Source organism: Desulfovibrio sp. Fe33, assembly GCF_028532725.1.
In the GTDB taxonomy this organism is placed as follows: Bacteria; Desulfobacterota; Desulfovibrionia; order Desulfovibrionales; family Desulfovibrionaceae; genus Pseudodesulfovibrio.
On sequence record NZ_JAQKGU010000002.1, the window covers coordinates 295,451 to 309,156 of the forward strand.

A 13,706-nucleotide genomic window follows, 5' to 3' on the forward strand; every position below is an offset into this window, starting at 1 on the left:
GGGAATATTTGTGGTGGTATTCCCCGGAGGTCCCGCTTTTTCCTCGGAGCAGCATCGTTTTTTCGAGGCCGTTGCGATGAGCGGCTTGCCTGGCTGTCACCAGCTCTTTTTCCGGGCGAAAAAGGGACGGCCGAGCAGCCAGTCTTCCATGCAATTGCGCACGCCTTTTTCCGCGCCGCCCTCCAGAAGAAGGGAAACGGCGCGGGACATGAGAAGATAGCCCGCCTCCAGGCCCAAGTCGCTTGCTCCCCGCAGGACGCCTTTCTGCAGGCTGTCGGCTACCAGCCTCGTGACCGGATGATTTTCAATGAGCGTCAGGGCATTCTCGGACAGGTTGCTTTCCAGGCACATGTTCACATCCACCGAATTCCAGCCGCGGCACGCCCAGGGGCGGGCAGGGTAGACCGAACAGTTGCCGTTTTCCAGGAACAGGCAGGGCAGCCTGTGCCGAGCCATGCCGATGTCCTGCCAGCTTTTCCCATTCAGGCTGCCAACCAGGGCCTCGGTCTTGGCGCTCAAGTCGTCAAGACGTTTGCTGTCGCGCGTTTCCAGTAAATGAAGCCCGAGAACCAAGGCTTCCGGCTCGGTCAGGGCAACCTGGTTGTAGCAGCAGTGTATGCAGCCGCTTTTGCAGGCTATGGGCGGGTCGAGGTCCAATTCGTCCAGCACTGTGTCGAAAATCGCATAGGACTCATGCACGACCTCGCGCAACGCCTGGATCCTTCGGTCCGACACTTCTCCCTGGCCTGCGTCGTCTGCTGGCCGCAGGGCCTCCCTGAATGCCTCGGTTCGCTCCAGAGAGAGCGCCGTGAGGGCTTCGTCGTGAACGGTTGATGGTGGGGAAAGGGATGGGCCACCGCGAGCGGAGCATTTGGGGGAATGCTTTGCCCGACCCGCTTTGGAACGAGAACGAGCGGCCATTGAGTACCTCCGATGTCGATAGAGGGCATGAAGGGAGATCGTCCATTTGAACATTCCGATTTCGGTGCCTTCGTTGTCAAGACAATGTTCGCGGCTACCCGGAAGCGGATTCGTTTTTCGGTCTCCGCCGATGCGGGCGGGCCCAAGTCCGTACGGCGGGCGGATTTCGGCAGGGGGAGGGGAAGTCAAATCTTCGCGACTCGCAGGGATTTGTAACATTTGTTGGCATGTAACTTGCTAAAATGGCCTTCTGAATTGTGTGGCAAAACGCTTGGAATCTCGCCCGAATGCCGGGGAGGAATACCGCAAGCCGGAAGTTCAAAGCGCTGTTGCCGTGTCCCTTTGCAGGGAGCGCCATGGATAAACGCGTTTTGGCGCGGGCCGTCGCAAGTGTGCGGACGGTGCGCGTGCCGGCGATCCGAGAATGGCAGGAGGCTCCGTTGCTTGAAGCAGGCGGCGGAGCTGGATCATTTGAAAGGTTGTATTGTTACCGCTGTGACCCGGCGAGATTCAATGGGGAGACTATGATTGCCATCACCTTGTTCAACGGTCTTTACTGTAACGCTCATCAAGTTGTTGAGAGGATCATGCACACCACGGGGTACCGTTTGGTGACCGATGGTGACGTCGTGGCTGAAGCCGCCAAACTGTCCGGCATGGACGAAGAGCGTTTGGCGGGCGTCTTCCCGATGGGTGTTTCCTCTGCGAGAGGCCTTGGGCCGGATTACGGCGAGGCCGTCGGCTGGCTGCGTCTGGCCATGGCGCAAATGCTCTCCGAAAGGCGTGACCTGATATTTCACGGGTATTCATCGCTTCTGCTGCCTCCCGGGTTGCGGCACGTCCTGCGGGTGTGCCTCGTGTCCGAGATGCGGGAGCGGATGCTGGAAGGCTCCAGAGTGGGGGAATGCCCCGAACAGGAGTTGCGCAGCCATATTTTTGCGGACGATCAAGCGCGGGCCGAGTGGGTGATAGCCCATACCGACTACAATGATCCGTGGGACAGGCGTCTTTACGATCTCGTCCTTCCCGTGCCGTCGCTGGGAATCAAGCAAAGCGCCTGCCGCATCGTCGAGCAGTTGTGCAACGCGGCCGTGCAGCACCCCGGCTCTTGCCGGGAAAGCCTTGATGACTTCCTGCTGTCGGCCCGGGCCAGGGTGAAGTTGACCCGGTGGGGGAACTGCGTTTCCGTCTCCGCCAAACGAAAGGCGCTTACCCTGTGTCTTACCGATCACAGGAAGGCCCTTGAGATGATGGTCGACGACCTGCGCGGCCTCGTGTCCGGCATCGAAGGCGTGAAACACGTATATGCCGGAACCAGCCGGGCGTATAGCGAGGTTGATGTCCACCACAGGCCGGTACGTCGTCCTTCTTCTCGAAATGACGTGGGAAGCGCGTTCGACGGTGAACGGTTCGATTCGTTTCCGTGTGAGCCGTCCGGCAAGCGGGAAGATGATGCCGCGCTGGCCGGCAAAGTGCAGGCCGTGCTGTCGCAAGAGGGATATCCCGTTTCCGTCTACGTTGATAACGGGTCGGTTTCATTGTCCCTTCTGAATCACGCAGCGATGTTGCAAATCGTTGCGCGAAAATTGTGCGATTTGGTTTCCGGCGTCGACGGCGTTGAAAGCGTTGATGTCGGGGTCGCCCAGACATATCACCAGACGTCCGCGTATCTCAGATTGAGGCGGGACATGGCGTCCCGGATTCTGCGTGCGGACGACAGGGAATTCGTCCCGTTCACGTCCGAACGGCTGCGGAAGCGCGACAGTTTGTCCATCGCCGTTTATGACGGCGAAACGCCTCTTGAGGCCGAAACGGAACGCAAGTCTGAAGTCGTCCTGCTCGACACCGATCTGCCCGGACTCGACGAAGCCGAGGCCGTGCGGCGGGTGAGACGGGCCAACCCCGGAGCAAAGGTGCTCGTCCTTTTGGGCATCGGACTAGGGCGGGATCTCGTCGGCGATCAGGACATGGACGTTTCCGCCTACCTCCGCAAGCCCGTTACCGCCGCTGTGCTGGGGGCCGCCATCAGGGGCGCCACTGCGGATATCCCTTGCACCACATCCTGATGTAGTCGGCTACGGAGCCGCACGCACTCCGGAGTGGGGAGCCTTTGCCTCAGGGCATGGCTTCCCATGTCCGGGATAGGACATGCCCTGCGGCAAATCGCGGGCAGTCGATCCCGTGAATTGCGTGTGCCGGACAAGATCTGTCGCCATGCTTCTCAATCGTGTGGAAAAAGGAATTCAAGATGAAATCGTCTATGTATGATATGAAGATATTTCGCGGGGATGTCCTTGGAGGGTTGACCGCCGGGATCGTAGCGTTGCCCCTTGCCCTGGCTTTCGGCGTGGCGTCCGGAGCCGGACCTGCCGCCGGTCTGTATGGGGCTATCGCCCTTGGCTTTTTCTCGGCCGTGTTCGGAGGCACCCAGACGCAGGTGTCCGGACCGACCGGTCCCATGACCATTGTCGCCGCCTCGGCCATCGCCGCGTATTCGTCGGACTGGCACTCTGTCGTGGCCGTATTCATGGTGGCGGGCCTGGCGCAGGTCGTTCTCGGCGCAGCCCGCCTGGGCTCTTTTGTCCGTTTCATCCCGTACCCTGTGGTTTCGGGATTCATGAGCGGCATAGGCCTTATCATCATCCTTCTTCAGATACAGCCGTTGCTTGGGTTGCCGTCCGTCAATTCGCCCATGGCGGCGCTTCTCGGCCTGGCGGATGCCTTGGGCCAAGTCCATTGGCCCGCGCTGCTCTTGGGAGGGCTGACCATATGTGTGGTATTTCTTATTCCTCCCCAGGTGACGTGCATCATTCCGTCGCCTCTCGTCGCGCTGCTCCTCGGAACGGGGATTGCCTGGTGGTTCGGCCTGGACGTCGCCACGATCGGGGAGATTCCTTCGGCGCTTCCCGTTCCCATACTGCCGAGCTTCGCCACTTCCGAGGTCGGGCGGATCGTGGGGCTGGGGTTGGTCCTCGCCGTTCTGGGAACCATCGATTCGCTTCTCACATCCATTGTCGCGGACTCGCTGACGCGGAAAAAACATAATTCTAATCGGGAGCTTATAGGACAAGGCATCGGCAACATGGTGGCGGCGGTGTTCGGAGGGCTTCCGGGCGCGGGCGCGACCATGCGAACCGTCGTGAATATCAAGGCGGGCGGCTCCACGCGCGTTTCCGGCATGGTGCATTCCCTCTTTCTCCTGGCCGTATTGCTGGGCCTCGGTCCGCTGGCGTCGCGCATTCCCCTGGCCGTTCTTGCCGGTATTCTCGTGAAAGTGGGCGTGGATATCGTCGACTACAAGCTGCTTTCGCTGGCGAGGAAAGCGCCCCGCGCCGATTTGCTGATAATGGCCGTCGTCTTTTGCGTGACGGTTTTCGTGGACCTTATCGTCGCCGTCGGCGTCGGAATGACCCTCGCGGCGGTGATGGTCGCCGTGCGCACCGCCAAACAGTGCAGCGTGAGCATCACGGAAGTCGAGAACTGTTCCGGCGTTGTCGAAGCCGAGGACACCATCCAGCGCGAGACGGACTACCGCATCCAGGTCGTGACCATACGCGGGCCCTTCTTTTTCGGCACCACCGCCAACATGCAGGACAAGCTCGCTTCGATGCTTGGAACGCGGGTTGTGGTGGTCAACTGCCTGGATGTCCCGTTCATGGACCTTTCCGCGGTGTTCGCCCTGGGCGAGACTGTGGAGAAGTTGCAATCCGCGAATGTGCGCGTCCTGCTAGCCGTCAGGGACGAGCAGCGCGACAAGCTGCAACAGCTCGGAATGGGGAAGTACCTTGGCAGGGATGCCTATTACGGGAGCCACGAGTCGGTGCTGGCCGCCGCACGCTCCATTCTGGACCCGCAACGGCTGGGAGCCGTTATGGACGGCGACAACCGGCGTCAAACCGTCTGTTAAAAATAGTCAATAAAAACAAATTGAAAGCGCCAGTCGTGGCGCGCCTTGTCCTGGGGGGAAGGGTACATTCGGCGGCTTGAGAATCGTGCGGTACTTTTCTCCCCAGTGGCACCTTTTGTATCTTTTGCTGTTTTATATTTGAAAAACAGTGTGTTGTGACACTTATCCTGACGCGGAAGCGATAATGATGGGGTACTACGCCCCATTTGCGTCCTTGATTTTTGAGGCCGTTGTACGCCTTTTCCTCTGAAAAAGGGGGCCTGTTTCATTGAAGCAGGCGTGAAAAGCTGTTTTCAGCAAATCGATGAGAATTCCACTCGGCGCGAGGACGGGGACTCGGTTCCCGGAAGCGCTGTGGGTGCTTTCAGGAATAGCCGATTCAATTGCCCCACGCCTTCAGATTCGAATCTGAAGGCGTGAGGAGGGAAGTTCGTTGATACGCAAGGCAGGGGGACACTGCCGTCCTGGCTAAATGCCGCCTTCGTCCGGTTTCGCCCGGGCGGCCTTTTTCCCTGACAGGGCTGCCCCTATCGCTCCTTGAAGGCCATGGTCTTGGCGAGATGGATGGGCTTGAGGAGGCATCCCAGGAGGGTCTTGGTCCCGGTCTTGATGTCTGCGGTCAGCGTCATGCCGGAGAATATCTGGAATGTTTTCCCGCCCGCCTCGATGGTGTTGTTGTCGAGGTGGATGATGCCTTCGTAGTAGGGTTCCCGGTTCTCAGGGACGAAGGCCGACGGGGATATGTTGGTCAGTTCGCCCTTGACCACTCCGTAGCGTCGCGGGTCGTAGGTCGTGATACGCATAACGGCTTCCTGTCCTATCTGGACGTGCCCGATATCCTTGGAGGATATCTTGACCTTGGCGACGAGGGGACGTTCAATGGGGATCAGGGACAGAAGCACCTCGCCGGGTTGGACGATTTCACCCGCCGAATGGATGTTGATGTTCTGGACAATGCCGTCGACAGGGGCCTTCACGTCCAAATCCTCGATGCCGCTGCTTGAAATGCTGATTTTCTTTTCGAGGGCAAGCAGCCTGGTGTTCACCTCGGCCAGCTCATTCGTCCACTTGTTCAAGGCCTTTGCCTCAAGATTGGCGAGCGTGGTGGTCAACTCGGCCTTGCGCTCGACCAGTTTCGCAATGCTGGTCGGGACTTGCTGCAATCTGGACACCGCGTCGTTGTGTTCCTTCTCCAATTGAAGAAGGGTGATTCGCGTGTTGAGCCCCTTCTTTTCCAGCTTTCTCCGGATGGTCAGCTCCTCCTGAACCAGGTCCACGGTCCGCTTGAGGCTGCTTTGCGATTGCCGGAGCAGAACAATCTCGTTGTCCAACTGCTTCATCTGGCTGCGGATGACCAATTCCTCGGCTTCCAGCGCCTTTTTGATGTGCCCGTACACCCTGGCCTGGGTTTCCCGCACCAACGTATCCTGGACGGGTGAAAAGTCCGGCGTTTGGTTGGTTATGAGCGCTTCGAGGCGGATTCTTTCCGCTTCGGCGACGGTCTTCTCGACCTCTATGGATTCCAGCTCCAACTGCGAGACATCGGGGTCGAGGCGAATCAGCGGTTGGCCTTTTTTCACGATGGCGCTGTTCCTGACCAGGATCTGCGTCACGGTCCCGCCCACCATGTGCCTGAGCTTCACCTCATCGCCCTCATGGACCATTTCGCCGGTTGTGAAGGCGACCTCGTCCAGTTCCAGATAGTTCGCCCAGACCACGAATATGAGGAGGATCAGGACGATCGCCATGGCGATTTTTTTCAGGACGACGGAACTGCCTGCCTCTTTCAGCAGGATGGACCTGTCGATGTATCGGTTCTGCGGCTTTCCCGGATAATTTTGCGCGCTGTTTTCGTTCTTGCCTTTCATGCTGGATCTCCCTTCGACAGACAGGCTATTGCCGTCCGGCACTGCGGACTTCAGGGGTTTCGACCACGTCTTGCATCAGCTTCGCTCCTGCCGGTGCGTCTTCCTCCTCCGTTGCCGGGACGCTCACGTCGACGATCTTCCCCATGTCGAGGGTGACGATCTTGTCCGCAAGCGGCAGGAAAACGGAATTGTTGCTGACGAGGATGACGGTTTTCGATTGTTTGAAGGCCCGCAGCACGTCGAGGAGCTTCACGACGTCTTCCCGCTGGAGGCCTCTGGTTGGTTCGTCCAAGAGGACAACGTCCGCATCGTTCAGCAGTGCGCGGGCGAGGCAGAGGCGTCTGGTGAGGGAGACGTCGTCACCTTCGGCTCGTCCCTTCCATATTTCCGAATCGAGCTTGTCCGGCATCGCCTGGATTTCCTCCCACAGCCCCACCGCCCGCAAAGCCTTCTCCATGTCGTCGTCATCCGCGGTCGGAGAATAATATTGCAGGTTTTGCCGTATGCTGACGTGAAACAACGTGTCTTCCTGGGGCAGGTACATGATGGACCGGCGAAGCCGGGTCGGGGCGAGTTGCTGAATATTGAAGCTGTCGATGGCCACTTTCCCTGCCTGGGGTTTGTACATTCCGAGGATGAGCTTGAGCAGCGAGGATTTGCCCGCGCCGTCATGCCCCCTGATGACGGCGAATTCCCCTGTGTCGATGGTGAGGTCGATTCCGAGAAGGGCCGGGTGGTAGTCCTGCTTGTACTTGAGGGAGACTCCCTTGAACTCGATTGGTCCGCGAAGGCGGATTTCGGCCATATCCGAGGTCGTTTGTTCAAGCGGGATAACCATGAATCGGTTGAGCTGGTCGATTGACTTCCTGATGTGGATGGATTGGGAGAAAATGGAGAATCCCGATGTGAGCGGGGCCATTATCTTCCAGACCAGCAGCATTGCGGCGATGAGCACCGCGCTGCTGTACTGGCCGTTCAATACGCCGAGGACGCCCATGCCGATGGTCACTATCCCGGCGAGCTGGACAGCCCCCTGGGAAACGCAGGTGATGACGGTGGAGATGTTGGCGGACGCGAGGGACCCCAGCGCGGCGTTGGCCGACAGCGTCTCGAAGTGCCGTTTCCAGCGGTGGGCCAGCCCGCTCATCCTGATCGCTTGAAATTCCGTGAAGAATTCGATCATGAACGATTGCAGCTTGCTGACGTGTTCGCTGGCCTCCAAGGTGGCTTTTCGGGAAAAGGGCATGGCGATCACGGAAAAGATGATGAGCAGGATGGCCGCGACCAGCGGGATGTAGGCCAGTGAACCGCCCATGAGGACCAAACCGACGAAAAGGATGATGATGAAGGGAAGTTCCAGGAGCGCGACCAGGCCCGGCCCCTCGATGAAGTTCCTGACCGAGGCGAAATCACGCATCCGTATGATCTGCGTCCCGATGGGCGCGTTCTCGGTCGAGGTCGGGCTGAAATACAGTATTCTCCTGAAAACTTGCGTGGATATAAGGTAGTCCAGCCTTGCGCCGAGAAACGTCACTATCCGATAGCGGAACAGCCTGAAGAAGAAGTCGACGAGCAGGAGGCCCAGGACGCCGATGCCGATTCCCCAGAATCCGGTCAGTGATTCGGCCGTGTCTATCTGCGAGTAGATGCCCATGACGATGAACGGCACCATCAGCGTAGTGAAGGTCAACAGAAAGGAGATGAAGAGGGCGACGGCGCCGATTCCCTTGAATCGGGTCATGATGTTGGAGAACCAGTGTTGTTGCGGGTTCTCCAGATTGGATATGGAGTCTTCCATGGCCTCGAAGAAGAAAAAGGTCCCTTTCTCCGAGTTGGGCTGGATTTCCTTGAACTGGGCGGCCCAACTGTCGTAGCCGAGGAACCGGCCGTTTTCAAAATTGAGCAGCACAAGAGGATTCTGGTTCCGGTCGAGATAAAGGCAGGGCAGCATCCGCCCATCAAGTCCCCTGAGGGTGCCGGACGTCTTATTGACCTTGAATCCGAGCGAGGCGATGGTGTTAACCAAGTCGTCCAGCTCGAGCCGGTTCAGATCGTAGGGCATGGCGTTGAGGAACATCCGCTTGTCGCCCTTCCAGCCCAGGGCGTCCAGAAGCGGGAATATGACTCTGCCAAGCTTGCCCGCGGCCCGTTCTCTTTTCACTGATACGCTCATCTTTTTTTCCCCTGGATCAGCTCCTGTTCAGGATAAACGTCTCGTAATCCATGCCGTTGGTGTGGGACACCCACCAGTTCATCAGCCGTTTGCACAGCGAGGGGGACACCAGGGCCTTGCCCAGCACGGCATGGGTCATGCCGTCGCCTATGTTGGCCGAGATGCGGCGGTGAGCCTCCCGGTGTATTTCCAGCTCCCGGATGTCCATGTCCCGCATTATTTTCTCTTCATGAGCGAAGTGCAGGTTCACGAACTCCAGGAGATCTCCCAGGGCCTTGCGGGGATCGAACGATTTTTCGTCCTGTCGCTTTTGGGCGGGCATCTCCATCAGCATGTTGATCATCTGGGCATGTTCGGAATCGATCTGGTCGACGCCGGTCTTCCTGATGAGCCATGTGAAATCGTCGGACGTTTCGGCCTGTTTGAAGATGGGGGCCGCGAGCCGCGAGAAATGGAAGTCCAGATAGTCCCTTCCATTGATGTGCTTGACCCACCAGGAGAGCAGAAATTCGACCACTTCCTTCATGGATGAAAAGTCTCCCCGGCGCATCCTGCCGAGAATCCTGTCCATTTCTCCCGTGAAAAACGCATGGGGGGAGTCCTGGGTGTCCGTGGGGATGGCGTACCGCTTCAGGAAATCGATTTCATGGGCGAAGTGGTTCTTCGTGAAGTCCTGTATTCCCTCGGTCATCTCCAGGGTCTTTTCCTTTTTGCCCTGCGTGTCGGCCTCGAAATCCGTTTCGGAGAGGTAGGTGTTGAGGTCGATGATGAGCTGCGTCAGTATCTGGTGCTCCTCGTCGACAAAGGGAACTCCCGTGGACTTGATGATCTCTGAGATGTCCGCCCATGAACGGGCTCTCATCAGCGCCGGCAGGAAATTGTCCAGGGCGAAGGTCTTGGAATCGATGCCGTTGATGTGCTCTATGAGATGGGGCAGCACTTCCCCCTTCATCTCCTGGTAGAAGGACAGCACCCCGGAGTTGAAGTCCTCGATGATGGCCTCGGAGCCCGCCAGGAAGGATTCGTGGTGGGAGAGTTGTTCCTCCCGGCCCGGAAGGGCGTAGCGGCTCATGAAAGCCTCTTCCGTCTCATAGTGTCGTTTGAGCGTGTTGAGGAATCTTTCGAAGGTCAGTTTTTGGTTTTCGATGAGCCGCGAGGTGGAACGTCGGCCCGTATCGGCACGAGGCGACTCTTCCATGGCGAGAATGTATTCGAGCAGCCGCTGGTGGTCATGGTCGATCCTTTCGATTCCCGTCGCGCGGACGACGTCTTCGATGTCTTCCCATCTCGAAGCCGTCTGGATCACGTACTTTCCCCATTTCGACTTGTTCATATGCTTCCCCCGGCGGTCTGCTTCGAGGTTTGGACGGTCAGTTTGTCCGGCGCGCAGTGGATCACGTCGTCGACATCCATGAAGAACTCTCCGTAGTCCGCCACCAGGAAGATCGTGCATTTCCCTCTCAGTTTTTTCAGGACCTCCAGGGTGATTCCCAGGGTGTCATGGTCCAGGCTGTTGAAAAGCCGGTCCAATATGAGCACCCTCGGGCCGGTGACGAGAGCCCGCGCTATGCATGTCCGCTGGATCAGTCCCAACGGCAGCGAGTGGTTGGAGCGTTGGTCCACCTCGGTTTCGTAGCCGTTGGGCAGGTTGGCCACGAACTCGTCCATTCCCAGGAGCGAGGCCGCATTCAGCGCGCAGGCCTTTCGCGCGGGGTCGAACATGGCGATATTGTCCAGGATGGTCCCCTGGAAGAGCCGCCCCCTTTTGGGAAGGTAGACCACCCGCCCGTTGAAATGGGAGTGGTCCATGCTGGAAATGAGATATTCGTCGATGTGGACCGAGCCGGTTGTCGGCTTGTACATGCCGCACAGCAGCAGCATGAGCGACGTGGTCTGCCGGGGGTCCGGTCCGGCCACGCCGATGACGTCTCCGGCGGGGAAGACCGCGCTGAACTGCGGGATGACGGTGTTGCCGTCCGCGTCGGCGAGGCTTGTCTTTTCGAAAAAGACGTTTCCTTCCACATCCTTGATGGCGGGGATGTCCGCTTCCCGGGGCGAGGAACTGAGCCCGACGATTTTGCCGACGCCCTCACGGGCGATGTCGACTTCGGAAAACCGCAGGAAGAATCCGGCGAATCTGATGATGGGTTGTATTCCCCTGGTGGCCAGCATCGTGCAGGCGGTCATGGCGCCGATCGTCAGGTTTCCCCTGATGACGAGATCCGCCCCCAGAAAGATGATGCCCAGGGTGTTCAACTGCGTGATGAACTGGGCGCTGTTGGCCGGGACCGACTTCCAGCGGTTGGCCTTGAGGCTGTTCTCCGCGCTTCTGCCCTGGATGTTCTCGAATTTCCTTATGAGCCGGTCTTCCATGTTCAGGGATTTCAGCGTGTGGATGCCGCCCAGCGATTCGAGCAGGAAATCCAGCTTCTCGTTGTTCAAGGCCACCTGTTGCGTGTTCTGCCTTTTGAAGCGGGCCTTGTAGAAAAGGGTAATCGCGAAAAAAACGGCCAGGCACAGCAGGGAATAGTAGCACAGCGGTCCGCCTATGTAATACAGCAGGCCGAGATACAGGGCCGCGAAGGGCAGATCGAGCAGCACGGTGAGGACCTGTCCGGACAGATACGACTTGATGACCCCGATGGCGTTGAACCGTTCGAAATGAACGCCGGGCTTGTCTTTCTCATAGCTGTTCAATTGCGACGAAAGGAATCGGTCCATGGCCTCGTTCTTGAGGATGTGCTCCAACCGGGCCGAAAGCCAGTTCGATATGAACCCCCGGACGATCTTGAGGGCGGTCTCGAAGACTATGGCCGTGGATACGCCTATGACGAGCCATCCGAGGGTGGCGAAACTGGAATTGGGGATGATGCGGTCGTAGACCTGCATTAGGGCCAGGGGGAGAGCCAGGGCAAGCAGGTTTATGGCTATGGTCACGAACGCGAGGGTTCCCGCGTCGGGACCGAAGGCGGGGATCGAACGCATGAGGTCCGGCCAGCGCTCGGTACTGGTGGCCAGAGTCAGCGGGGAGTCACTCTTCACACCTTTTTGCGCCGATGCGCTCATAGTCCGGCCTCCGGAAGATTTAATTGGTGTTCACGGCATCCTCTACGGTTACGGGCAGTATACCTAGTGCGTATAGGTAATCCATTATAAATGTGAAACCTTCTTCCTGGACCACCGTGAGCTGGAGGCGCGCGTCAATCATCGCCGACTGCGCCAGGAAGACGTCCATGGAGGTCCGGGTGCCCAGCTTGAACTCCTCCTGCATCCATTCAAGAGTTCTTTCGGCGTATTCCACCTGAAGGCGCGCGGTTTCCATTTCATCCATGTTCACCGAGTAATTCGTCCGGGCGGTGTTAAGATCCCGCACCAGTCTGTCGTGTAGGTCCCTTATCCTCGCGAGCAGGCTGCCTTGCGCGGATTGCGCCCTGTCGGTGGAGTAGTAGACGCTCCCGCCGCTGAATATAGGGATCTCGACCACAAGCCCGATGGTGCTTTCGTTGTAGGGATATCTCGCGGAGGCGTATTCTCCGCTCGTCTGATGCGAAACCGAGGACTCCAGCCCCATGGTGGGCAAGTGCCCTGCCCGCTGCCGCTTGACGTCCATTTTGCTCGCTTCCAGTTGGTTCTTGAGGGGGCGGATGGACGGGTGGTCCGACACGGCCTGCTCGTCGTCGGGCAGTGAGTAGCTGTTGATGTCGATGTCGGGGAGGGCGATGTCGGGGGGCGCCGGAGCAAGCATTATCTGCCTGTAATTGTCCCGGGCGGCGGCGATGTTCCGAAGAAACCTGTTCCGTTGGGAGAGGGCCGCCTCGTATCGCGTCTTGGCCAGTTGCACGTCGGCCAAGGTCAGTTCTCCCGCTTCGTATCTGAGCTCCGTTCCCTCGACAAAGGAGGCCAGGATCGACACGTTTTCATCGTTGACTTCCAGTTGGCGCAGCGTTCTCCAATAAGCGCCCCATATTTTCGCGGCCGCGAGCAGGACGGTCTGCTTCCTGTTTTCCAGCTCGGCCTTGGCGACGTCCACTTCGGATTCGGCTTTCTTAATGCTGTAATACTTGGAAACGTCGACGATCTCCTGGGACAGGTGAAGGCTGGCGATCGTCTCCTCATACGTGTCCGAGGAGTCCGAGTAGTCTTCCGTGATGGAGCCGGTCCTGAGCAGGCCGGACAACTGGGGGAGGTATTCGGCGACGACGACCTTGAACTGGCTTTCGGCGATTTGTACGTCCTTGCGGGCGGCCTCGATCTCCGGCGACTCGTTCAGGGTGAGCTTTACGGCCGTTTGAAAGTCTGTCGCTCCCGCCATGGAGGGCAAAAGGGCGATGCAGAAAATACAGGCGCAGAATGCGCAACCGACGGAACTCCTGCCATGGAACATACAAAGCCTCCCATGTAGATAACTTGTTGGGCTATATGCGTACATGATTATTCCAACAAATCAATACAGCAAAGCAAGTTTTTAAATAAGTTTCCCGTTCCTGTGCGCATCTCGCCGCATGATTTCGCAACTCGTCCTGTCCGCTGACGATATCCGATCGGTTCCCGGCAGCAGGCGTTTTGACGGTTCGATGCCTGGGACAGGCCGCGGCAGGCTCAAGCGGATTCCTCAACCGTCTTTTCTAATCTGGTCGTGTAAAGCTTTATCGTTTTGCGTTGTTACAACCAATCATTCAATTATTTTTTTACGAACGCCCGTTCCCGCCGCAGCCATGCCGGATGCCGTCCGGCGGCCGTTGGGGAGCAAGCCGCCGTGTGGCGCGCCCTTTTCCGATTTCGAATCCTCCGGTGGCGCTTTTCGAGGGTGTCTGGCCGTTAATATGTTGTGTTCATT

At 58.4% G+C, this 13,706-nt stretch carries 9 protein-coding genes; 2 read left to right on the plus strand and 7 right to left on the minus strand.

Annotated elements, in window-relative coordinates:
* Nucleotides 1-96: 96 nt before the first annotated feature.
* On the minus strand, nt 97-735 hold the full coding sequence (locus tag PSN43_RS04210) for a YkgJ family cysteine cluster protein (RefSeq protein ID WP_272699464.1): 639 nt from the start codon (nt 733-735) through the stop codon (nt 97-99).
* Nucleotides 736-1,445: 710 nt separating this feature from the next.
* Between PSN43_RS04210 and PSN43_RS04215 the strand changes: the two genes are divergently transcribed.
* Both PSN43_RS04215 and PSN43_RS04220 read left to right on the plus strand, forming a co-directional pair.
* Nucleotides 1,446-2,987 carry a cytidylate kinase family protein gene (locus PSN43_RS04215; protein WP_272699639.1) on the plus strand — a complete coding sequence of 514 codons (1,542 nt, stop codon included), beginning with the start codon at nt 1,446-1,448 and terminating at the stop codon, nt 2,985-2,987.
* A gap of 182 nt (nt 2,988-3,169) precedes the next feature.
* Nucleotides 3,170-4,828, plus strand: coding sequence for a SulP family inorganic anion transporter (locus PSN43_RS04220; RefSeq protein ID WP_272699465.1), 1,659 nt, complete (start codon nt 3,170-3,172; stop codon nt 4,826-4,828).
* Here PSN43_RS04220 and PSN43_RS04225 read toward each other — a convergent pair.
* The 6 genes from PSN43_RS04225 to PSN43_RS04250 all read right to left on the minus strand — a co-directional run bounded on the left by PSN43_RS04225 (nt 4,825) and on the right by PSN43_RS04250 (nt 13,253).
* Nucleotides 4,825-5,097 (minus strand): hypothetical protein, encoded by a 273-nt coding sequence (locus PSN43_RS04225; protein WP_272699466.1) that lies wholly within the window; start codon nt 5,095-5,097, stop codon nt 4,825-4,827. The genes PSN43_RS04220 and PSN43_RS04225 overlap by 4 nt on opposite strands.
* A 258-nt stretch (nt 5,098-5,355) precedes the next feature.
* Nucleotides 5,356-6,696, minus strand: a complete 1,341-nt coding sequence (locus tag PSN43_RS04230) for an HlyD family type I secretion periplasmic adaptor subunit (protein ID WP_272699467.1) — start codon at nt 6,694-6,696, stop codon at nt 5,356-5,358.
* A gap of 25 nt (nt 6,697-6,721) precedes the next feature.
* Complete coding sequence (locus tag PSN43_RS04235) at nt 6,722-8,869, minus strand: peptidase domain-containing ABC transporter (protein ID WP_272699468.1); 2,148 nt, start codon at nt 8,867-8,869, stop codon at nt 6,722-6,724.
* Between the two features lie 16 nt (nt 8,870-8,885).
* Entirely contained in the window at nt 8,886-10,202 is a 1,317-nt protein-coding gene (locus PSN43_RS04240) for a bacteriohemerythrin (RefSeq protein WP_272699469.1), read from the minus strand.
* Entirely contained in the window at nt 10,199-11,935 is a 1,737-nt protein-coding gene (locus PSN43_RS04245; RefSeq protein ID WP_272699470.1) for a peptidase domain-containing ABC transporter, read from the minus strand. The genes PSN43_RS04240 and PSN43_RS04245 overlap by 4 nt, the downstream gene beginning before the upstream one ends.
* Nucleotides 11,936-11,954: 19 nt before the next feature.
* Complete coding sequence (locus PSN43_RS04250; RefSeq protein ID WP_272699471.1) at nt 11,955-13,253, minus strand: TolC family protein; 1,299 nt, start codon at nt 13,251-13,253, stop codon at nt 11,955-11,957.
* Between the last annotated feature and the right edge of the window lie 453 nt (nt 13,254-13,706).